At 70.3% G+C, this 22,058-nt stretch carries 19 protein-coding genes; 7 read left to right on the top strand and 12 right to left on the bottom strand.

The genetic code is table 11. The annotated features are described in order from the left end of the window. Positions 1-19 precede the first annotated feature (19 nt). Entirely contained in the window at positions 20-1,696 is a 1,677-nt protein-coding gene (locus EFK50_RS00565; protein ID WP_123225602.1) for a DNA repair helicase XPB, read from the top strand. Here EFK50_RS00565 and EFK50_RS00560 read toward each other — a convergent pair. Both EFK50_RS00560 and EFK50_RS00555 read right to left on the bottom strand, forming a co-directional pair. Beyond that, positions 1,693-3,321, bottom strand: a complete 1,629-nt coding sequence (locus EFK50_RS00560) for an alpha/beta hydrolase (protein ID WP_123225601.1) — start codon at positions 3,319-3,321, stop codon at positions 1,693-1,695. The two genes, EFK50_RS00565 and EFK50_RS00560, sit on opposite strands and share 4 nt — an antisense overlap. Positions 3,322-3,432: 111 nt before the next feature. After that, positions 3,433-4,182 carry a copper homeostasis protein CutC gene (locus tag EFK50_RS00555; protein ID WP_123225600.1) on the bottom strand — a complete coding sequence of 250 codons (750 nt, stop codon included), beginning with the start codon at positions 4,180-4,182 and terminating at the stop codon, positions 3,433-3,435. Position 4,183: 1 nt separating this feature from the next. Here EFK50_RS00555 and EFK50_RS00550 point away from each other — a divergent pair, with 1 nt between their 5' ends. Next, positions 4,184-4,525 (top strand): hypothetical protein, encoded by a 342-nt coding sequence (locus tag EFK50_RS00550; RefSeq protein ID WP_425454362.1) that lies wholly within the window; start codon positions 4,184-4,186, stop codon positions 4,523-4,525. Between the two features lie 136 nt (positions 4,526-4,661). Here the strand turns inward: EFK50_RS00550 and EFK50_RS00545 are convergent, their stop codons facing one another. Further along, positions 4,662-5,396 (bottom strand): GntR family transcriptional regulator, encoded by a 735-nt coding sequence (locus tag EFK50_RS00545; RefSeq protein ID WP_246003962.1) that lies wholly within the window; start codon positions 5,394-5,396, stop codon positions 4,662-4,664. A 163-nt stretch (positions 5,397-5,559) separates the two neighbouring features. Here EFK50_RS00545 and EFK50_RS00540 point away from each other — a divergent pair, with 163 nt between their 5' ends. Together EFK50_RS00540 and EFK50_RS00535 are read left to right on the top strand one after the other, a co-directional pair. Then, positions 5,560-6,861: an MFS transporter gene (locus EFK50_RS00540; protein WP_123225598.1), complete on the top strand. Its 1,302-nt coding sequence runs from the start codon at positions 5,560-5,562 to the stop codon at positions 6,859-6,861. A gap of 38 nt (positions 6,862-6,899) precedes the next feature. Next, on the top strand, positions 6,900-7,523 hold the full coding sequence (locus EFK50_RS00535; protein WP_123225597.1) for an alpha-ketoglutarate-dependent dioxygenase AlkB: 624 nt from the start codon (positions 6,900-6,902) through the stop codon (positions 7,521-7,523). Here the strand turns inward: EFK50_RS00535 and EFK50_RS00530 are convergent. From EFK50_RS00530 to EFK50_RS00510, 5 genes are all read right to left on the bottom strand, one after another. Beyond that, on the bottom strand, positions 7,520-8,218 hold the full coding sequence (locus EFK50_RS00530; protein WP_123225596.1) for a potassium channel family protein: 699 nt from the start codon (positions 8,216-8,218) through the stop codon (positions 7,520-7,522). The genes EFK50_RS00535 and EFK50_RS00530 overlap by 4 nt on opposite strands. Positions 8,219-8,255: 37 nt before the next feature. Then, positions 8,256-11,063 (bottom strand): beta strand repeat-containing protein, encoded by a 2,808-nt coding sequence (locus tag EFK50_RS00525; RefSeq protein ID WP_123225595.1) that lies wholly within the window; start codon positions 11,061-11,063, stop codon positions 8,256-8,258. Positions 11,064-11,244: 181 nt separating this feature from the next. Beyond that, positions 11,245-12,870, bottom strand: coding sequence for a chaperonin GroEL (gene groL, locus EFK50_RS00520; protein WP_123225594.1), 1,626 nt, complete (start codon positions 12,868-12,870; stop codon positions 11,245-11,247). Positions 12,871-13,069: 199 nt separating this feature from the next. After that, positions 13,070-13,924 carry an ATP-grasp domain-containing protein gene (locus EFK50_RS00515; RefSeq protein ID WP_123225593.1) on the bottom strand — a complete coding sequence of 285 codons (855 nt, stop codon included), beginning with the start codon at positions 13,922-13,924 and terminating at the stop codon, positions 13,070-13,072. A gap of 19 nt (positions 13,925-13,943) precedes the next feature. Then, complete coding sequence (locus EFK50_RS00510) at positions 13,944-16,925, bottom strand: putative Ig domain-containing protein (RefSeq protein ID WP_123225592.1); 2,982 nt, start codon at positions 16,923-16,925, stop codon at positions 13,944-13,946. 128 nt (positions 16,926-17,053) lie between these two features. Between EFK50_RS00510 and EFK50_RS00505 the strand changes: the two genes are divergently transcribed. Further along, positions 17,054-17,407 (top strand): YciI family protein, encoded by a 354-nt coding sequence (locus EFK50_RS00505; RefSeq protein ID WP_123225591.1) that lies wholly within the window; start codon positions 17,054-17,056, stop codon positions 17,405-17,407. Positions 17,408-17,478: 71 nt separating this feature from the next. Beyond that, the gene (locus tag EFK50_RS00500) at positions 17,479-18,720 is read left to right on the top strand and encodes an RNA polymerase sigma factor (protein WP_123225590.1); all 1,242 of its coding nucleotides are present in this window, start codon (positions 17,479-17,481) and stop codon (positions 18,718-18,720) included. Here EFK50_RS00500 and EFK50_RS00495 read toward each other — a convergent pair. Next, positions 18,707-19,360, bottom strand: a complete 654-nt coding sequence (locus tag EFK50_RS00495) for a Pr6Pr family membrane protein (protein ID WP_123225589.1) — start codon at positions 19,358-19,360, stop codon at positions 18,707-18,709. The genes EFK50_RS00500 and EFK50_RS00495 overlap by 14 nt on opposite strands. A gap of 124 nt (positions 19,361-19,484) precedes the next feature. On the opposite strand from EFK50_RS00495, the gene EFK50_RS00490 reads away from it, so the two are divergent. Continuing rightward, positions 19,485-20,039, top strand: coding sequence for a hypothetical protein (locus tag EFK50_RS00490; protein ID WP_123225588.1), 555 nt, complete (start codon positions 19,485-19,487; stop codon positions 20,037-20,039). A gap of 52 nt (positions 20,040-20,091) precedes the next feature. Here EFK50_RS00490 and EFK50_RS00485 read toward each other — a convergent pair whose 3' ends face one another. Genes EFK50_RS00485 through thrC form a run of 3 tightly spaced genes read right to left on the bottom strand, consistent with a single transcriptional unit; the run spans position 20,092 to position 22,054 of the window. Then, positions 20,092-20,478: a hypothetical protein gene (locus EFK50_RS00485; protein WP_123225587.1), complete on the bottom strand. Its 387-nt coding sequence runs from the start codon at positions 20,476-20,478 to the stop codon at positions 20,092-20,094. A 1-nt stretch (position 20,479) separates the two neighbouring features. After that, a complete protein-coding gene (locus EFK50_RS00480; protein WP_123225586.1) occupies positions 20,480-20,755 on the bottom strand; it encodes a MoaD/ThiS family protein in 276 nt (91 codons plus the stop codon). Between the two features lie 27 nt (positions 20,756-20,782). Next, a complete protein-coding gene (thrC, locus tag EFK50_RS00475) occupies positions 20,783-22,054 on the bottom strand; it encodes a threonine synthase (protein ID WP_246003961.1) in 1,272 nt (423 codons plus the stop codon). Positions 22,055-22,058: the final 4 nt, after the last annotated feature.

Genomic DNA, 22,058 nt, shown 5'->3' with positions numbered 1-22,058 from the left:
CTCAGGAAGTGATGACGCCATGAACGACGGCCCCCTGATCGTCCAGTCCGACAAGACGGTCCTCCTCGAGGTCGACCACGAGCTGGCCGTCGAGGCGCGCCGCGCGATCGCCCCGTTCGCCGAGCTGGAGCGCTCGCCGGAGCACATCCACACCTACCGGCTGACCCCGCTCGGGCTCTGGAACGCGCGCGCCGCCGGCCACGACGCCGAGCAGGTCATCGACGCCCTGCTGAAGTACAGCCGGTACGCCGTCCCGCACTCGCTGCTCGTCGACATCGCCGAGACGATGGACCGCTACGGCCGGCTGCGCCTGGACAAGCACCCGACCCACGGGCTGGTCCTGGCCAGCACCGACCGGGCGGTCTTCACCGAGGTGATCCGCAGCAAGAAGGTCGCCGGGATGCTCGGCGAGCCCATCGAGGACTTCCCGGACGCCGAGGCCGCGATCGCCGTGCACCCGTCGCAGCGCGGCAACCTGAAGCAGGCGCTGCTGAAGCTCGGCTGGCCGGCCGAGGACTTCGCCGGGTACGTCGACGGGGAGGCGCACGCGATCGCGCTGACCGAGGACGGCTGGGCGCTGCGCGACTACCAGAAGCAGGCGGCCGACTCGTTCTGGCACGGCGGCTCCGGCGTGGTGGTGCTGCCCTGCGGCGCCGGCAAGACGATCGTCGGCGCGGCCGCGATGGCGCACGCGCAGGCCACGACGCTGATCCTGGTGACGAACACGGTCAGCGCCCGGCAGTGGAAGGCCGAGCTGCTCAAGCGGACCAGCCTCACCGAGGACGAGATCGGCGAGTACTCCGGTGCCCGCAAGGAGATCCGCCCGGTCACCATCGCGACGTACCAGGTGCTGACGCTGCGCCGGAAGGGCGTCTACCCGCACCTCGAGCTGCTCGACGCCCGGGACTGGGGCCTGGTCGTGTACGACGAGGTGCACCTGCTGCCGGCCCCGATCTTCCGGATGACGGCCGACCTGCAGGCCCGCCGCCGGATCGGCCTGACCGCGACCCTGATCCGCGAGGACGGCCGCGAGGGCGACGTGTTCAGCCTGATCGGGCCGAAGCGTTTCGACGCCCCGTGGAAGGACATCGAGGCGCAGGGATGGATCGCACCGGCCGACTGCGTCGAGGTCCGGGTGACCCTGCCGGAGGGCGAGCGGCTCGCCTACGCCACTGCCGAGCCGGACGAGCGGTACCGGCTGGCCAGCACCACCTTCAGCAAGACCCAGGTCGCCGAGCAGCTGGTCGCGCTGCACGCCGGCGAGCAGACCCTGGTGATCGGGCAGTACCTGGACCAGCTCGACGAGCTCGGCGAGCACCTCGGCGCCCCGGTGATCAAGGGCGAGACCAGCGTGAAGGAGCGCGAGGAGCTCTTCGCCGCGTTCCGCACCGGCGAGATCAACCTGCTGGTGGTTTCCAAGGTCGCGAACTTCTCCGTCGACCTGCCCGAGGCCGCCGTCGCGATCCAGGTCAGCGGCTCCTTCGGCTCACGCCAGGAGGAGGCTCAGCGGCTCGGCCGGCTGCTCCGCCCGAAGGCGGACGGGAAGACCGCGCGGTTCTACACGATCGTGGTGCGCGACACCGTCGACGCCGACTTCGCCCAGAACCGGCAGCGCTTCCTGGCGGAGCAGGGCTACGCCTACCGGATCGTCGATGCAGGCGACCTCGACCGCATCGACGATCCCGGCACTGCCTAGCGAACCGACGGGCGCTGCGCCTGCATCAGCAGCCGGTGCAACGGCTGCGTCCAGGCACCGGCCGAGACCCGCGACGATCCGGAGACCGAGGGCGGCGCCAGCTTCGGGCAGTTGACGTCGGCACGCCGCCCCGACTGGCGGGCCGGGAGCGCGCCGGTCTTGAAGAAGGCGTCGATCCGGTTGTCCACGCAGGCGACGCCGGAGAGCGAGCTGGAGTGCGTGGTTCCACCGATACCGGCGATCAGGCGCGAGTTCGCGAACAGACCGCGCACCCGCAGCGCTCCGGAGTAGGACGTGGCCGCATCCTTGGTCTCGCTGACCAGCAGGATCTTCCCGGAGACTCCCGAGCCGGTGACGTTGACCCTCGCCCGCGACGGCGCCGGCCACTTCAGGCACGGCGCGTTGTACCAGGTGTTGTTCCAGGTCAGGAACGGGTGCTTCTTGTGCAGCCGGACGGCGTCCGCCTTCTGCTTCGCCCAGGTCGGCCGCTTGACGTCGGAGCACTGCACACCCAGGTAGACCGCGTAGCCGTTGTCGTCACCCATGTTGCCGTCCCGGTACATCCGGAAGAGCGGGTTGCCGTTGCCCCGGCGAACCAGCGCGGAGTAGGCGTGCCCGATCGCGACCCAGTCGTAGATGTAGTAGCCGGCGCTGACCAGGGCGTCGTTGAGCTCGTCCGGGCCGAGGCGCTTCTTCGCGGCCGGGCGACGGTCGAGCTTCTTCAGCATCGCGTAGTAGCCCTTGCGGATCTTCTTCGCGCTGGTGCCCAGGTGGAAGGTCTTGTTGTGGGCTGCCAGCCACTTGAAGTAGATGTTGATGTTCCGGTCGAAACCGATCTCCTGCTCGATGTTGCCGCCGTACCACCAACGGGTCGGGTCGACGACGCCGTCGAGGACGAACCGGCCGACCCGGGTCGGGTAGAGCGTCGCGTAGACCTGCGCGATGTAGGTGCCGTAGGAGAAGCCGTAGAAGTTCAGCGCATCCAGCTTCGGCGCCTTCGAGGCGGTGAGGACGTTCGAGGCCAGCTGCGCCTGGTACGCGACGCGCAGGCTCTCCACGTCCTTGGCCACGTCCCGGGTCGTCATGAACGGCAGCAGGCCCTGGACGGCGGCGCTGCTCCGGCCGCACTGCTGGGCGTACCGCTTCGTCTTGGTGAGCCAGTAGGTCAGCAGCTTCTTGGTCTTCGGGACGTAGTTCGGGCGGTTGACGCCGAAGTACTTGGAGTTGCACCGCAGTGCCGGCACGCTGGCACCGACGCCGCGCGGGTCGAAGCCGATGACGTCGTACGTGCTCGCTCCGGCGATGCTGCCCTTCAGGAAGCCGGCCAGTCCTCGGCCCTCGCCGCCCGGTCCTCCCGGGTTGGCGACCAGGATCCCCTGGTACGACGACGCCGGTCCGGTGGCGGCGGCGCGCGCGAGCGCGAGCTTCACCGTCTTGCCGTTGTCCGGGTTGGCGTAGTCGAGCGGCACGGTGAGCGTCGAGCACTCGATGTCCTCCGCGCACTCTCCCCAGGCGCTCAGCGTCGGTGTGAACCCGCCGACCGCGGGCGCGGCCGGTGCCGCCTGTGCTCCGGAGAATCCGGCGATGCTGGCTGCCACTGCTGCGGCACTGACGAGGGCGATCACACGCTTCAAGATGAGAGTCCTTTCCGAGACCTCCCACACCCTCACCCGGGACGGTGCTCGCTGTCCACCCTCTCGCGAACACCGGTGGACGGCGTTACCGATTCGGAATCGTCAGTCGACCGGGATGCCGAGGGCGAGCTGGTGGGCGTCGTCCAGGAGCAGCCGCCAGGCGCGCACGGCGGCCGGGTCGACGTACGACTTGGTCCAGGAGCCGTCCTGGCGGACCTCGTCGGAGAGCCCGAACTGGCGGATTCCGGCGCGCACCAGCCAGGGCACCTGGGCACCGTCCAGGCCGCCGGAGGCGAGCGCGAGCGCGGCGATCCGCGGGTTCGTCGCGGCGTGCCCGATCAGCTCCTCGGCGCCGCGCGCCAGGCCGCGGGTGGATCCGGCCGAGACCACCGCGTCCAGGCCCGGCAGACCGAGGACGTCGCGCCACGCACGGCGTGCGTCGAAGGCAGCGTCGAAGGCCTGGTGGAACGACCAGGGCACGCCGGCCAGGTCGTTGGCGAGGGCGGTACAGGTCCGGTGGTCGACGTCGTTCTGCCCGTCCAGGAAGCCGAACGAGACCCCCTCGGCACCGAGCTCGACGAAGGTCCGGGCGAGGGTGACCAGCCGGTCGTACGGGCTGTCCTCGAGCAGCAGCGAGTCGGCGATCCGCAGCGTCACCCGGACCGGGAGGTCGGTCTCGCGCAGCACCGCGGAGACCACCGACGGCTCCGGTGCGCGCCCGCCGAGCTCGGGTTGGGCGACGAGCAGCAGCCGGTCGGCCTCGCCCGCGGTGGCGGCTGCGGCATCACGAGCATGGAGCACGACGACCTCGAGGAGCGGGGCCGATTCACAGGCAGGGGACACAATGGTCATCGTGACACTCGAAGAGGCGATGATGGCGGCGCGCGCGCTGGTGTTGCACGATCTGGAAGCGACCGGCGTCGCGGACGCCGACGCGGTCTCGTTGCTGGAGGACGCCGTCTCCCAACGGGCCTGGTGGCTGGACCAGTGGCCGGCCGGTCGCGAGTTCGTCGTCGGCCTGGTCGCCCAGGACGTCCAGGACGGGCTGCTGGAGCGCGCCGGTCGCTGGCCGGTCTGCACGACCTGCGAGGACGCGACCCACTCCCTGTACGTCGACCCGGACCTCGGCGGCCCGGACCCGACCTGGGTGTGCGAGGAGGCCGGCGTGGTGGTCAGCCGGATCGGTTCGCTCTAGAGACTGGGCTCTGAGCGTCGCCAGGCGTGGTGCAGGCCAAGGCGGAGGAGGGAAGGCGTCCTTCGGCGGAGCGCAGCGGAGCGGACGTCGACCGACGACAACGCGGGCATGTGCCGCGCATGGCGACGCTCAGGGGTCAGCGCAGGTGCTCGGGGCGTAAAACCGGCACCCAGAGGGTGTAGCGGTCCGCCCGGTAGATGCTCCGGGTGACCTCCACCGCGACCTCCCGGCAGAACGAGCGCCGGGAGATGTGCAGGACCGGCGCACCCGGCTCCACCTCGAGAGCCTCCGCCTCCTCCTCGGTCGCGACCGCCGCCACCACGGAGTCCTCGCCCCAGGTCGGCATCAGGTCGCGGTCGGCGAAGAGGTAGTACAGGCTCGACGGCAGCGCGTCGTCGAGGAACTGCGGGAAGGTGTCCAGGGACAGGTAGACGTGCTGGATGGCGATCGGCTGACCGTCCGCGAGCCGGAGCCGCTCCCAGTGCACGATCGGGGCACCGACCTCGGCCTCGAGCGCGCGCGCGAGCCCGGGACCGGCGGTCTCCCGGCGTGCGAGCAGGGTCTTGGACTCGGGGACCTTGCCGCGCCGCTCCATCTCCTCGGAGAACGACGAGAGCCGCATCTGCATGTCGATCAGCGGCTTGGTGACGAAGGTGCCGCGACCAGGGATCCGCTCCAGGAGCCCCTGCGCGACCAGCCCGTCGAGGGCGTGCCGGACGGTCATCCGGGCGACACCGAACTGCTCGACGAGGTCGCGCTCGGACGGCGCCGGGCTGCCGGGTTCGGCGTCGACGATCAGCGAGCGCACGTACTCGCGCACCAACAGGTGCTTGCGCCCCCGCTGTGTCGCCGGAATACCTTGCTCAGCCACGTCAACCCCCTCCGTGCGCCACGATAGCGAGGCCCGGCCCACCTCGACGGCGTTTTGGGATCATCGCCCGTCGTACCCCGGTTCGGGGCATTTCATACCGGCGGCGCCGACGGCCGGATAACCGGGTGCGCCCTGTCGGCGCGTGGTGCCAGACTCGAACGCAATGAGCACCTCGACCACCCGACCCGCACTGTCCGCGTTCTGGCACGACCTGCCGCGCGAGGGCAAGCTGATGCTGTCGGTGATCGCGTTCGAGTTCATCGGCACCGGGTTGGTGCTGCCGTTCTGGGTCGTCTACCTCCACGAGATGCGCGGCTACTCGCTCGACGTGGTCGGCGTGCTGCTGGCGGTGATGGCCGCCGCCGGCGTGGTCGTGGCGGCGCCGGGCGGGATGCTGATCGACCGGGTCGGGCCGCGGATCGCGATGATCGGCGTCATCCTCTTCACCGCGCTCGGCCAGGTGGTTGTCGCGTTCACCTCCACCCTGCCGGGCACCACGATCGGCATCGCACTGATCGGCGTCGGGTTCGGGATGGGCTGGCCGACGGCGCAGGCCCTGGTCGCGTCGATCGTGCCGTCGCCGATCCGGGCGCGCTACTTCGGCGTGAACTTCACGCTGCTCAACCTGGGGATCGGCATCGGCGGGATCATCGGCGGCCTCGTCGTCGACGTGGACAGCCTCGCGTCGTTCCAGGCGATGTACGTCGCCGACGCTTTCAGCTACGTGCCGAGCCTGCTGATCCTGCTGATCCCGCTGCGCCACGTCGGCGGACCGGTGCCGAGCCCCGACGGAGTCGAGGACGGCGAGAAGCCCAGCTACCTGAAGATCCTCCGGGCGCCGGCGATGGGGACGATGACGACGCTGATGTTCGTCTCCGGGTTCGTCGGCTACTCCCAACTGAACGCGGGGATGCCGGCGTACGCCCGAGCGATCGGCGAGGTCTCCACCCGGGGTCTCGGGTTCGCCTTCGCCGCCAACACCTTCGTGATCGTGCTGCTCCAGCTGGTCGTGCTGCAACGCATCGAAGGGCGCCGTCGCACCCGGGTGATCGCCGTGATGTCGGCACTGTGGGCCGGCAGCTGGCTCCTGCTCGCGGCGAGCGGGATCGCGCCCGGGACCGTGGCGGCGACCCTGTTCGTCGCCGCCTGCGCCTCGGTGTTCGCGCTCGGCGAGACCCTGCTGCAGCCGACGATGCCGGTGATCCTCAACGACCTCGCCCCCGACCACCTGCGCGGGCGGTACAACGCGCTCACCGCGGGCGCGTTCCAGTCCGCGGCCATCCTCGGCCCGATCGTGGCCGGCCTGCTGATCGGGAACGGCCTGCACCTCGAGTTCATCGGCCTCCTGGTCGTCGGCTGCGGGCTCACCGCCTGGCTCTCCGTCGTACGCCTGGAGCTGCAGCTCGACGACGTCGCCAACGGAGTCGCCCGAGCACCCGCGCCGAGCGAGCAGCACCAGACCTGACCCTCGAACATTTGTTCGATTCTTGCTAGCCTGCTCCCATGCCGGTCGCCTTCCAGCCCTCGTTGTTCGACGAGGACCGGACCGCACTCGGCGACCTGGCCGACCTCCGCCGTACGACGCTCGGCGACGGTGCCTGGGTCGACGTCCTCCCCGGCTGGCTGCACGGCGCGGACGAGCTCTTCGCCCGGCTGGTCCGCGAGGTCCCGTGGCGCTCCGAGAGCCGGGAGATGTACGACCGGATCGTCGACGTCCCCCGCTTGGTGCACACGTACGGCGTCGGCGCCGAGCTCCCGGACCCGGTGCTGACCGAGGCGCGCGACGCCCTGACCGCGCACTACGCGGACGAGCTCGGCGAGCCCTTCGTAACGGCCGGCTGCTGCTACTACCGCGACGGGCAGGACTCGGTCGCCTGGCACGGCGACAACCTGGGGCGCGGCCGCACCCGGGACACGATGGTCGCGATCGTCTCGTTCGGCAGCCCCCGGAAGCTGCTGCTCCGACCGCGCGGCGGCAGCGTCGCGGTCACCCACGCCCTGGGCCACGGCGACCTGCTGGTCATGGGCGGATCCTGCCAGCGCACCTGGGAGCACGCCGTGCCCAAGACCTCCCGCCCGGTCGGACCGAGGGTCAGCGTGCAGTTCCGGCCGCTGAACGTCTTCTAGCCGCCCAGCCCCCGGTCCGTCGAAGAGCGAGCCCCGGCCGTCGCTGGCGGCTCAGCCCCGTCCGTCGCGACCGGCGGTGTCCCGACGTGTCCGACGAACCATGCCGCCACCGCAGCCGTCACCGCACCGACCGTTCCGATACCGATGATCATGAGCCCGACAGCGATGACTCGACCTTGGACGGTAACCGGGTAGAAGTCGCCGTACCCAACCGTCGTCACGGTGGTCGCTGCCCACCACAACGCGTCACCGAAGGTACGGATCGTCGCATCGGGAGCGTCCTGCTCGACATCGAGCACGGCGATGGCGGCCAGCCCGACTGCTACGACCGCCGTTCCGAATACGTACGCCGTGACCCTGCCCACGAGCGATCCAACAGCGGACCGGCTCAGGATCCTCGCGAAGGCGAGAAGGCGCAGCAACCTCAGCGGACGAAGCATCGGGACAAGGATCAATACCGCGTCGTACCAGTGCCTCCTGACATACGCGACGCGTTCGTCCGCCAGGGCGACCCGCACGGAGAAGTCCGCGGCGAAAGCAACCCAGACCGTCCAGCTGCAGATCGTGAGCTGCGTTCGAAGGTCAGAAGGCAGTGACTGGTCGAGCACGGGCCACGCGTACGCCACCAGGAAGGCGAGAGCGAGCAGGATCAACGGTACTTCGGTGCGCCGCTCCCAGCGCTCTACTCGAGTCATCGCCCGAGGTTAGGGCAGAACGGTCCGGGCGGTGCGCCTAACCGGCGGGGTTCACGTGGATCGTGAACTGCCGGGTGTTGTTCGCGAGCGGTAGCAACGCCGAGTACTTGATGACGAACGCGTAGTCACCCGCGGTGGTGGGCGTGCCGGAGATCTCGCCGCTGATGGCGTTCAGGTTCAGGCCCGGCGGCAGGCTGCCCGCGTCGACGGTCCACTTCGCTCCGACGACGGTCGACCCGCTCAGCGTCTTGCTGTACGACGCCCCGACCGTGGCGTCCGGAAGGACCCGCGGCGTGTTGATCGCCGGCGCCCCGACCATCGCGATGTGGATGGAGAGCACCTTCGAGGTGATCGTGCCGGTGGTGCTGTCGGTGAACCTGACCGTGAAGTTCTCGTTCGCCGCGTCGGTGACCGCGGACGGGGTGCCGGAGATCAGGCCGGCCGCCGAGAGCGTCAGCCCTGCGGGCAGGTTGCCGATCTTCGACCAGGTGCCGGTGCCGGAGCCGCCGGTCTTGGCGAGCTGCTGGCTGTAGCTCTGCCCCTTGGTCCCGTCTGGGAGCGACGCGTTCGTGATGACGACCGGCTGGTAGACGTTGAGGGTCAGCGCCCGGGTCGGTGCGTTCAGTCCGTTGACGCTGTCGGTGAACTGGACCGTGATCGGGAAGCTGCCCGAGACGCTCGGCGTACCGGAGATGAGGCCGCCGCCGGAGAGGGTCACCCCCGCCGGGAGGCTCCCGGAGCTCAGCGACCAGGTGCCTGCACCCGACCCGCCGGCCGCGACCAGCTGGTGGCTGTACGGCGACCCGGGGACCCCGTTCGGCAGCAAGCCGGTGCTGATCGTCGGCTGCGCGTAGACCGTGAGCTCGAGCTCCTGGGTGGCCGGGGTGAGCCCGGCGACGCTGTCGGTGAACGTGACCGTGAAGGTGCTGTCCCCGTCGGCGGTCGGCGTGCCGGAGAGGACACCCGAGGCGGAGAGCGTCAGTCCGGCGGGAAGCGTGCCCGACGTGATCGACCAGGTGCCGGCACCCGATCCGCCGGCGACCACGAGCTGCTTGTTGTACGCGGCGCCCTTGATCCCGAAGGCCAGCGTGTCGGTGACGATGCTCGGGTCGCCGAAGACCTTGATCTCCAGAGCCTTCGTCGGCGAGGCCAGCCCGACGACCGTGTCGGTGAACCGGACCGTGAAGGTCGAGAATCCGAGGGCCGTGGGCGTCCCGGAGATCAGGCCGGCCGGGGAGAGGGTGAGACCGGTCGGCAGGGCGCCCGAGTCCAGCGTCCAGGTGCCTGCCCCGGAGCCGCCGCTCAACGAGAGCTGCTGGTTGTACGGCGCGTTCAGCACGGTGCCCGGCAGCGCGCTGGTCGTGATCGCCGGCTGGGCGTAGACCTTGATCGACAGCGCCTTGGTCGCCGGGGTCAGACCGGCGACGGCGTCGGCGTACCGGACCGTGAACGCGGCGTCGACCTCAGCGGTCGGGGTACCGGAGATCACGCCGCCGGCGGAGATCGTCAGACCCGCCGGAAGGGATCCGGCGGAGACCGTCCAGGTGCCCGAGCCGCTCCCGTTGCTGACCGCGAGCGGCTGGCTGTAGGCCTGGCCCTTGGTCCCGAACGGCAGCGAGGCCGTGGTGACGACCGGGTGGTCGAACACCTTGATCGTGAGCGGCTTGGTCGGCGCGTTCAGCCCGTTGACGGTGTCGGTGAACTGGACCGTGAACGCGGAGGTCCCCACCGCGGACGGCGTACCGGCGAGCAGGCCTCCCGGGGTCAGCGTGACGCCGGCGGGCAGCGTGCCCGCGGTGACCGCCCAGGTGCCGGCCCCGGACCCGCCCGAGCGCGCGAGCTGCTGGCTGTACGCCGCCCCCTTGACCCCGTCGGCCAGCGTGCCGGTCGTGATCGCCGGCTGGGCGTACACCTTCAGCGACAACGCCTGGCTGTCGTTCAGAGCGGTCGCCGTCTCGCTGAAGGTCACCGTGAACGGGTAGGTGCCGGCAGTGGTCGGCGTACCCGAGATGACGCCCGTGGTCGGGTTCAGCGTCAGGTTCGCCGGCAGTGCTCCGCCGGTGACGGCCCAGGTGCCGGCGTTGCCGGTCTTGGTCAGGGTGGTCGAGTAGCCGGAACCGACGCGGCCGAACGGCACCGAGGTCGTGGTGATCTCCGGCTTGACCGGGCCGTTCGAGATGGTCAGGTCGACCGGGGCCGACGCCGCGGCGGCGTACACGCCGATGCGCGGCACGTAGACCCGGTACCGGGTGGACGCCGGCGGCGTGTAGGTACGGCTGAAGGTGCCCTTCTTGCTGATCGTCGCCGTCATCAGGTCGGTCCACTTCGCGCCGTTGAAGCGCTGGATGAAGGCGATCTTGCCCGGCACCGAGGGCGTGATGGTGCCCGAGATCGTCACCTGGGTGCCCAGCTGGATCGGCGTCCTGGACACCTTGATCGTCGCCGTCACCTTGCGCAGCGCGACCACCCTCACGGTCCGCGAGGTCGCGGCCCGCAGCTTCTTGGTCTTGCTCGACACCGCCCGGAACGAGTACGTGCCACCGGCCCTCGGCAGCGTCACCTTGCGGGCGTAGTTACCGGCGGCCGTGGTGGTCTTCGTCGAGCCGACCGCCACCCACTTCTTGCCGACCTTGCGCTGGATCTTGACGACCGTGCCGCGGGGCGACCGGGTGATCTTGCCGGAGACGGTCACGGCCGACCCGGCGTACGCGGTCGTCGGCTTCACGGCGATGCTGATCGAGCGCTTCGTGGCCGCCTGGGCCGGCGCGAGCAGACCCGAGACGACCAGCAGCGCTGCGGCGAGCAACGCGACCCATGACAGCTGACGGCTCCGGACAGTGCCCATCGTGTGCTCAACCCCTGCTTGTCTCCGAGTGCACGCCCCACGCGCGCCGCCGGGTACGAGATTACGTTCTCCGCCCGGAGAACGCAGAGGAACCGGCCAAAAGGGTCGAAAGCGATGCCGGGACGCAGCACGGCCCGGACCCCGCAGGGGGTCCGGGCCGTGCCGAGGTACTACGGGCGGATCAGAAGTCCATGCCGCCCATGCCACCGGTCGGGTCGCCCATCGGGGCGGCCTTCTCCGGCTTGTCGGCGACGACGACCTCGGTGGTGAGGAAGAGGGCCGCGATCGACGCTGCGTTCTGCAGCGCGGACCGGGTCACCTTCGCCGGGTCGATGATGCCGCTGGCGATCATGTCGACGTAGTCGCCGGTGGCCGCGTTCAGGCCCTCGCCGGCGGGGAGGTTGCGCACCTTCTCCGCCACGACGCCGCCCTCGAGGCCGGCGTTGACCGCGATCTGCTTGAGCGGGGCGTCGGAGGCGACGCGCACGATGTTCGCGCCGGTCGCCTCGTCACCGTCGACGTCGAGCTTCTCGAACGCCTTGTCGGCCGCCTGCACCAGGGCCACGCCGCCGCCGGCGACGATGCCCTCCTCGACAGCAGCCTTCGCGTTGCGAACGGCGTCCTCGATGCGGTGCTTGCGCTCCTTGAGCTCGACCTCGGTGGCCGCGCCGACCTTGATCACCGCAACACCGCCGGCCAGCTTGGCCAGGCGCTCCTGCAGCTTCTCGCGGTCGTAGTCGGAGTCCGACTTCTCGATCTCGGCACGGATCTGGTTGACGCGACCCTGGATCTGGTCGGCGTCACCGGCACCCTCGACGACGGTGGTCTCGTCCTTGGAGATGACGACCTTGCGCGCCTGGCCGAGCAGCTCGATGCCGGTCGACTCGAGCTTGAGACCCACGTCCTCGGAGATGACCTGGCCACCGGTGAGGATCGCGATGTCCTGCATCATCGCCTTGCGACGGTCACCGAAGCCGGGGGCCTTGACGGCAACCGACTTGAAGGTGCCGCGGATCTTGTTGACCACCAGGGTCGACAGCGCCTCGCCGTCGACGTCCTCGGCGATGATCAGCAGCGGCTTGCCGGACTGCATGACCTTCTCGAGCAGCGGCAGCAGGTCCTTGACGGTCGAGACCTTCGAGTTCGCGATCAGGATGTACGGGTCGTCGAGGACGGCCTCCATACGCTCCGGGTCGGTCATGAAGTACTGGGAGATGAATCCCTTGTCGAACCGCATGCCCTCGGTGAGCTCGAGGTCGAGACCGAAGGTGTTCGACTCCTCGACGGTGATGACGCCTTCCTTGCCGACCTTGTCCATCGCCTCGGCGATGGCGTCGCCGACGGTGGTGTCAGCAGCGGAGATCGACGCGGTGGCAGCGATCTGCTCCTTGGTCTCGACGTCCTTGCTCATCGCGAGCAGCTCGTCCGAGACGGCCTTGACGGCCTTCTCGATACCGCGCTTGAGGGCCATCGGGTTGGCGCCGGCCGCGACGTTGCGCAGACCCTCGCGAACCATCGCCTGGGCGAGGACCGTGGCGGTCGTCGTACCGTCACCGGCGACGTCGTCGGTCTTCTTGGCAACTTCCTTGACGAGCTCGGCCCCGATCTTCTCGTACGGGTCCTCCAGCTCGATCTCCTTGGCGATGCTCACACCATCGTTGGTGATGGTGGGCGCGCCCCACTTCTTCTCGAGCACGACGTTGCGGCCCTTGGGACCGAGGGTGACCTTGACGGCGTCGGCGAGCGTGTTCATGCCACGCTCGAGACCGCGCCGGGCCTCCTCGTTGAAAGCAATCAGCTTCGACATAACTCTTGCGATTCCTCACGCAGATGAGTTGGACGGCCGATTCGTCGCCCGCGACGGACGATCCGGGCTGACCCGCCAGACCCTTCCCGGCGGCGCCTTCGGACCTCGAGTTCCTCGGCCCTGAGTGGTGCTGCTGTCACTCTCGCAGGGAGAGTGCCAGCCTCAATTGTTAGCACTCGACACCTGAGAGTGCAAACAGTCAGCCCGCGGCAAGAATCCCGGCGACCAGCGCGGCGAAGGCCGGTCCGTTCTCCGGGACGATGTCCAGGTACAGCCCGGGCTCGGTGACCTCGAGCTCGCTGACTGCCAGGGTGCCGTCGGCCAGGCGCAGCAGGTCCACCCGGGCGTAGTCGAGCCGGGCTCCCAGGACCTGCTCGGCGGCGATCACGGCGGACCGGGCCAGGCCCGCCGCCTCGGCGGTGCGCGGTACTGCGTCGGTGCTGCCGCCGTACTGCTCGTGCACCCGGATCTCGTCCCCGACCGGACGCTTGCGCACCATCGAGCGCGGCTCGCCGCCCAGGACGTAGACCGAGTACTCCCCCTCGGTCCGGACCGAGGCCACCAGCGGCTGCACGATCCAGGGGCCCGGCGAGAGCTCGGACTCGTCGAGGCCGGCGGGCCCCCCGTCCACGCCGTCGAAGACGACGACACCGCGACCGCCGGCGCCCACGCGCGGCTTCACGACTGCCTCGTCGAACTCCGCGAGAGCCGCGGGCAGCTCCTCCTCGCCGTCGACCGAGATCGTCGGTACGACGGGCAGCCCGGCCGCGGCGAGCTCGACCAGGTAGGCCTTGTCAGTGTTCCAGGCGAAGACGTCGGCGCCGTTCAGGATCCGCGGGACCGACCGGGCCCAGCCGAGGAACTCCTCGAGCCGGGTGTCGTAGTCCCAGGTCGCGCGGACCGCCACCAGCGCGGAGGACCAGTCCACCTCCGGGTCGTCCCACAGCACCCACCGGGCCGAGATCCCGCGGTCGGCGAGCGCACGGTCGAGAGCCTCGTGGCCGGGCTCACCGTCGGCGAACGCGGCACAGGTCACCAGCAGCAGGTCGGTCATACCCGGACCGTAGCCGACGTCAGCCGACGACCTTGAGGTAGAACTGGGCGATCCCGAACTTGCCGTCGGTGTCGATCGCCCGGTACTTCGCGTAGAAGTCGACCACCTGACCGGTCGCCAGCGGGTTGGCCGGGTTCTCGGTGACGGTGACGGAGCCGTTCGGGTTGACCTTCCAGGTTCCGTGCGGGTTCGCCGGGGAACCGACGTAGCCGTACCCGCCACCCACGACCGCCTGCCCGTCCGGCTCGATGACCCTGGTCAGGACGTTGCCGCCGGTACCGGTCGACGTGCCCCCGAGATCGACCACCTGCGGGTCGGTCAAGCTGAACAGGAGCGGCGCGTAGGGCCGGTGGCTCTGCTCGCCGCACGTCGGGCCGGACGGACCGCTCGGCGAGTCGGTGACGACGAAGTTGATCGTGCGCGACTGCGACGGGAACCCGTTGGACGGGAGCATGGTCAGGGTGACCGAGGCCTGGGAGTCGAAGCCCCACTCGTTGTTGAGGACCGACACCGAGTCGACGTTGGTGTTGCTGGTGAACGCGGTGTCCGCCGGGATGGTGCCGGTCGACTGCGCGGACCAGGAGTACTGCACGAACTCCCCGTCCGGATTGGCGAAGCAGCCGCGCGCGTCGAAGACGGTCGGGTTCGGGTCGTTGTAGTCGATGACCTGGTTGTCCGGGCCCGACCAGTCGCCCAGCTTGACGACGTTGTCCGCGCCCCCGATGACCTTGACCCTCAGGGTGCCGGTGCTGCTCCGGGCGCCGTTGCTGACGGTGTAGGTGAGCGTGGCCGGCCACGGCTCGTCCTCGGCCAGCTGCTGCACCGGTCCGAGCGGGTCGGTGCCGTTGTCCATCGTGAGGGTGCCGTCGGCGGCGACGGTGAAGGTACCGGCCACGATCGGGTCACCGTCGAGCTTCCAGGTGCCACCCCCCGAGGCGGTCAACGTCTCGCCGCCAGGATCGGTGTCGTTGGCGAGCACGTTGGTGCTGAAGGTATGGCCGAGCGGCGCGACGAGCGGAATGGTCCAGGTCCCGGTGTCGTCGTTCGCGACCGGTGCCGGCACGACGACCACCTCGACGTCGTACGCCTCGCTCGCCGTCGCGCCAGCGGTGTCGGCGGCCGACACCGTGATCGAGTACGTCCCCTCGTGCTCCTCGGCAGCCGTCGCGGTGAACGTCCTGGTGGCTGCGTCGTACGCCAGCCAGGTCGGGAGCGCACTCGTCCCGGCCTTCACCGCCGACCAGGTGAGCACGTCTCCGTCGTCGACGTCCTCGAACTGGTCGAAGGGAAGCGTCCAGGTTCCGGTGGTCGCGGCGACGGTCGTCTTCGTCGCGATCGGGTACGTCGAGGTCGGTGCGTCGTTGATCCCGTGCTGGGTGACCACGACGGTCTTCTGCGCCGTCGTCGTACCGTCGGACAGGGTGAGGATGAACGATTCCGTGGCGTCCGCGTCCTTGCCGAGGTGGCGGAGCTCCTCGTTGTCGACCGAGTACGACCATCCGATCGTTCCGGTGCCCGCGACATCGGTGTCGACCTGGGCGAGGAGGTCGCCGACCGGCGAGCCCACCGGGGTCACCGACACCGTGTGCGTCTGCAGGGTGTCGGCATCGGTGAATCCGACGGTCCCGCTGTCGGTCCGGGTCTGGCCGGTCGCGGTGACCTGGGTGACCGAACCGGTCAGGCCGGCGCCCGAGAGCACCGGAGCCTCGTTGGCGGCTGCCGTGACGGTCAGCTCGAACGACGACGACGTCGTTCCGCCGTGCCCGTCGGTCGCGGTCACCACGACCGCGCGGTCGCCCACGTCACCGTCCTTCGGCTGCGCGCTGAACGTCCGGGTGCCCGGAGTGAAGGTGAGCCAGGAGGGCAGCGCCGCGCCGCCCGGACCGGTCGCGGACAACGTCACCGTGTCCCCGTCGTCGGGATCGGTGAAGGTGCCGGCGGGCAGTGCCCACGTCGTCGTACCGCGCGCCGCCGCGCCCTGGTCGGCGAGGGCCCCCGACGGCACCGGGGCGTCGTTCACCCCGTGCTGGGTGATGGTCACGTCCGCGGTGGTGCTCCGTGCCGGGGCGCCGCTGTCGGCGAGCGTCAGCCGGAACACCTCGGTCGCCGTCGCACCGGAGCCGAGGTGACGGACCGCTTCGTTGTCGACCTGGTAGGACCAGCCTGCAGCACCTGCGCTGATCTGCGCGGTGAGCGAACCGACCGCTCCGTTCGTCCGCGGCGCCACCGCAACGGTGTGCGCCTGGCCGGAGTCCGGGTCGCTGAACGGGATCGACCCGGTGCTGGTGCGCTTGCCGCCGGCCGGCACCGCCTGGGTGACGCTCCCTGTCCGGTCTCCGGTCCCGAACGCCGGTGGCCGGTTCGTCGGCGGTACGTCGCGCACCACCACGTCGGCGGCGTTGAGGCGTCGTACCGGCTTGCCCTTCACGGTCACGCTGACCCGCCCTCGGATCACGCCCGAACGGTCGACCACCAGGTAGAGCTGCTTGCGCGGTGCACGGCCACGGTTCGCCGGGGCGTAGACCAGCCGAGCACCGCGGCCGAAGCCGTGCAGCACGATCCTGTCCTGCGAACCCCTGGCGGTACCGGCGCCGGCGAAGTCGGTGATCCGGTCGATGCCCCGACCGGATCGTCCGGGCACCATCCGCAGATCCCCGGGACGCAGCACGAAGAGGTCGTTGCCGGTCCCGCCGATCGCGACGTCGGCCCCGGGTCCGCCGATGATCCGGTCGGCCCCGGCGCCACCCCGGAGGATGTCGGCGAACCTGCTGCCGGTGAGCGAGTCCCCTCCGGCGAGACCCCGCATGTCCACCCAGCGCTTCGCGGCGCTGCGGTCCAGCACGTCCGCACGCGGCGTGCCGATCACCAGGTGGCTGCTCGGCGGCGCCGCGACGGAGACCAGGACCGGCGAGCAGACCAGGAGCCCGAGGGCGGCGACCCCGACCCGTCCCGCGGCGCGCCGCCAGGTCGGTCGTCGGTGAGCCTGCTGCGGGGAGGGCATGGTCGAAACTAACGCGCCGGTACGGCGCCCGGAGCCCGTATTCCCGGAAATTCCCCGGCAGCTGTCGATTCCGATCTGTCCCGCCCGTCATCCCGGTGTCAGACTCCGAACAACCGAGAGGAACCACCATGACCGAGTACATCGTTCTCCTGCCCGGCGACGAGAGCGTCTGGGCCAACGCCAGCGCCGAGCAGCAGGCGGAGATGTTCGAGCGGCACCGCAAGTTCACCGAGCTGCTCGAGGCGCGCGGACACCAGGTGACCGGAGGCAACGAGCTCCAGCCGAGCAGCGCCGCCAAGACCGTCACCGGCTCCCTCGACAACGTCTCCGTGACCGACGGCCCGTACGCCGAGTCGGCGGAGCAGCTCGGCGGCTACTACACCGTGATCACCGACAACCTCGACGACCTCCTGAAGGTCTGCGGTGTCCTCGCCGACGGTGGCGCGAGCGTCGAGGTCCGCCCCACCGTCGACCACAGCTGACCCATGTCCGTCGAGTGGGCCCTTCCTGCCCGTCGAGTGGTCCCTTTCCGTCGCTCGGCCGGGGTACTCCGATGACAGAAGCGGCCCACTCGACCGACAAGAACGGCCTACTCAACGAGGTGGAAGAGGTGTGGCGGGCGGAGTGGGGGCGGCTGCTGGCGCTGCTGGTCGCCCAGTACCGGCGCCTGGACCTCGCCGAGGACGGGCTCGCGGACGCCTTCGAGGCGGCCAGCCGGACCTGGCCGAACGACGGCGTCCCCGGCAATCCGCCCGCCTGGCTGCTGACCGCTGCGCGCCGGCGGATCGTGGACCGGCTGCGCTCGGACGCCGTCCTCGCCCGGCGGATGCCGCTGCTCGGCGTCGAGGCCGAGCTCACCGAGGAGGCCCAGCGAGTGATGGCCGACACCGGTGAGGAGCTCCTCGACGAGCGGTTGCGGCTGGTGCTGCTCTGCGCGCACCCGAGCCTGGCGCCCGAGGCAGCCGCGGCACTGACCCTGCGGATGGTCCTCGGCGTCTCGACCGCCGACATCGCCCGGCTCTTCCTGGTCAGTACGCCGACGATGGCGGCCCGGCTGACCAGAGCGCGCCACCGGGTGGCCGGCGAGACCTTCACGGTCCCGGGGCACCGCGAGCTCGACCAGCGGATCTCCTCGGCCGCGTCGATCGCCTACCTGGCCTTCACCGCCGGCTACGCCCCCGGTAGCGGCGCCGACGTGCACCGGCCCGAGCTCGCCGGCGAGGCGATCCGGCTGGTCCGGGTGCTGCGCGACGTCGCCCCGGGCCATGCGGACCTCGACGCCCTGCTGGCGCTGATGCTGCTCCAGCACGCCCGCCGCGACGCCCGGGTGGTGGGCGAGGACCTGGTCCTGCTGCCCGACCAGGATCGCGGTCGCTGGCACTTCGACGAGAGCGGCGAGGCGCTGGACCTGCTCACCCCGCTGGTCGACGCCACCCCGACCCGGTGGCTGCTGGAGGCCCTGATCGCCTCCGAGCACACGGTCGCCGTCACCTCCGAGGGAACGGCCTGGCTGCGCATCGCCGGCTACTACCGGGAGCTCGAGGACCTGACCGGCTCCCCCGTCGTCCGGCTGAACCGGGCCGTCGCCGTGGCCGAGACCGATGGCCCGCTGGCGGCGCTGGCGCTGCTCGACGGGCTGGAGCTGCCCGGGCACCGGCTGCCCGGCGTACGGGCGGAGCTGCTGCACCGCGCCGGCCGGACCGAGGAGGCGAAGGACCAGCTGGCGCAGGCCCTCGCGCTGGTCGACAACGAGGCCGAGCGGCGGTACCTGGCCGCACGACTCACTTCTTGGTGAGCGCCGCCTTCTTGGTGAGCGCCGCGTCCGCCCGTACGGCGAGCCACGCCAGCCCGAGCATCAGCACCGAGATCCCGACGCAGGTCGCGAGCACCTGGGCGTAGCCGTGCTTGATCACGTCGATGAACGGGTACGGGTACCAGTCGACGATCTCGCCGCGGATCAGCGTGTAGACCAGCCAGAAGACCGGGACCACCAGGAACGGGCCGATGTCCCGGGTGCGGGCGCGCCCGCGGGGCCCGAACAGCAGCCACCCGATCAGGACCAGGATCGGCACCACCAGGTGCAGCAGCCGGTCGGCGACGATGCTCCAGCCGAAGAGGTGGTCCAGGTGCGGCCGGAGCAGGAAGAAGTGCACGATCCCGCCGCCGAAGCAGATCACCACGGCGTCGAGCCGGAGCGCCCGCCACCAGACCGTGTCGCGGTCGCGACCCAGCGCCAGGGTCAGCGTCGACCAGGCGACCAGCACGTTGCTCCAGATCGTCAGGTAGGAGCAGAACCTGATCAGCGCGGTGCCGGTGTCCGGCCGGGTGGTGTCGTCGATGACGGCGTACCCGTCGATGACGAGCGCCAGCTGGAGCACGATCGCGAAGGCGGCGACGCAGAAGGTCGCCAGGTGGAAGACCCGGTCCCGACTCATGGTCGGACCCTAGACCCACCTCGAACCGAATCCCGGCAATGACGTATCAACCCGACGCCGGACTCCCTCTACTCGGCAAACGCGTCTCGGGCCTCTCGCGACGCCCCCACGAGGAGGAAGCACCATGAAGAAGTCACTCAAGCCGCGCTCGACGGTCATGACCGTGGTGGTCGCCACCGTCGCGCTGATCCTGTTCGGTGGCGGCACCGCCGTCGCCGGCGGGCTGATCACCAGCGCGAAGATCAAGAACAACACCATCCAGAGCATCGACGTGCGCAACAACGCGCTGACCGGTACCGACGTCAGGGACGGATCGCTGGGGAGCGCGGACGTCAAGGACGGGTCGCTGACCGGCGCGGACGTCAAGAACGGCTCGCTCTCCCACGACGACGTCGGCGTCTACTTCGCCACCGTGGAGAGCAACGCCGCCGTCGTCGACCAGAGCGGTGGCGTCACGGTGAGCAAGGGCGGAACCGGCACCTACTACGTCGACTTCCACCGGGACATCCGGGCGTGCGCCTTCAGCGCCACGGTGGGTACGCCGGGAGCCAGCTCGACGACCGGGCAGGCCAACGTCGCCGACCGGTCCGGCAACGCCAACGCGGTCTTCCTGACCACCAGGACGGCGGACGGCAGCGCACAGGCCGACCGCGGGTTCCACCTGATCGTTGTCTGCTGAGGCAGACGGTCGTCGACAGGTCCGGCCAGTGCGGGTCGGGCCTGTCGTCGCGTCAACCGGCGATCCGCGCCGCGAACGCGACGTCGTAGCCGGCGCACAGGTCCGGGTACCAGGCCGGCAGCCGCGAGTCCGCGCTCGGCCCCTGGGCGTAGTCGAAGATCGCGTGCGTCGCCCAGCCCAGGGCCAGCAGCCGCCGCCCGGTCGCCGGCGAACCACCGGCAGCGACCGCGGCCAGCGCCGTCGTGGCCAGCACCACGCCCGCCTCGACGGCGAGCGCACCCGACGGCCCCCGGTCCCGGCGGGCGGCCGGATAGATCACCGCTGCCGTCACCAGCCCGGCACCGGCGCCGATCACGCCGCGCCGGCCGCCGAGCCGTCGTACCGGCTCCGCGGAGAGCAGCCCGAGGGCCGCTCCGGCGAGGAGGGCGACGGGCTTCACGTCAGCCTCCGGCGACGGCCGGGATGATCGAGACCTGGACACCGGCCGGCGTCGCGGTGCCGAGGCTGTCGAGGAAGCGGACGTCCTCGTTGCCGACGTACACGTTCACGAAGCGGCGGATGTCGCCGCCGTCGTCCAGGATCCGCGCCTTGATGCCGGGGTAGTTGGCCTCAAGGTTGTCCAGGACCGCGCTCAGGTCACCGCCCTCGGCAGTGACCTCGGAGTCGCCACCGGTGTAGGTGCGCAGGATGGTGGGGATGCGGACGGACACGCTCATGGTTCTCCTCGGTGCTGGGTCGGGCTGTCAGACGATGTCCGCCGCGGCGAACGCGTCGTACGTCGGGGCGATGGTGGCGACCGGACCGACCCGGTCGGAGATCGCGTCCAGGGTCTTGAGGCCGTGGCCGGTGTTGATCACGACGGTCTCGAGCGAGGTGTCGAGCTGGCCGGTCTCGACGAGCTTCTTCAGCACGGCGACGGTGGTGCCGCCGGCGGTCTCGGTGAAGATGCCCTCGGTCCGGGCGAGCAGCACGATCCCGTCGCGGATCTGGTCGTCGGTGACCTCCTCGACCGCTCCCCCGGTACGGCGGGCGATGTCGAGCACGTAGATCCCGTCGGCCGGGTTGCCGATCGCCAGCGACTTCGCGATGGTGTCCGGCTTGACCGGGCGGATCGCGTCGACGCCGGCCTTGAAGGCGGTCGCGACCGGACCGCAGCCCTCGGCCTGGGCACCGTAGATCTTGTAGGGCTTGTCCTCGACCAGGCCGAGCTTGATCAGCTCCTGGAAAGACTTGTCGACCTTGGTCAGCTGCGAGCCGGACGCGACCGGGATGACGACCTGGTCGGGCAGCCGCCAGCCGAGCTGCTCGGCGATCTCGTAGCCCAGCGTCTTGGAACCCTCGGCGTAGAAGGGGCGGACGTTCACGTTGACGAACGCCCAGCCGTCCTCCTCGCCGGCGATCTCGGAGGCGAGCTTGTTGACGTCGTCGTAGTTGCCCTCGACGGCGACCAGCGACTCGGTGAAGATCGCGGAGTTGACCTGCTTCGGGGTCTCCAGGTTGCTGGGGATGAAGACCACGGTCTTGATCCCGGCCCGGGCGCCGGCCGCGGCGACCGCGTTGGCCAGGTTGCCGGTGGAGGGACAGGCGAAGACCTTCGAGCCGAACTCGACCGCGGCGCTCAGCGCACAGGCGACCACCCGGTCCTTGAAGGAGTTGGTCGGGTTGGTCGAGTCGTCCTTGACCCAGAGCTTGTCGACACCGAGCTCGCGCCCCAGGTTGTGCGCCTCGAGCAGCCGGGTGAAGCCGGGCTCGGTGTTCGGCGAGGACTCGATGTCGTCGGGGACCGGGAGCAGCGCCTTGTAGCGCCAGATGTTCGCGGGACCGGCCTCGATCTGCTCGCGGGTGACCGCCGGGAAGTCGTAGGCGATCTCGAGCGGACCGAAGCACTCCAGACACGCGTAGTGCGGCCCGAGCTCCTGGGTGGTGCCGCACTCGCGACAGATCAGGCCGGTGGCGTTGCCGAACGCGCCGTCGCGAAGGACGGTGCCGGCAGACGTCTCGGTTACGTTGCTCAAAGGA

The organism is Nocardioides marmoriginsengisoli (assembly GCF_003725695.1).
Classification (GTDB): domain Bacteria; phylum Actinomycetota; class Actinomycetes; order Propionibacteriales; family Nocardioidaceae; genus Marmoricola; species Marmoricola marmoriginsengisoli.
Note: the sequence above shows the minus strand (reverse complement) of the source record. Positions and strands in the feature narration are given on the sequence as shown.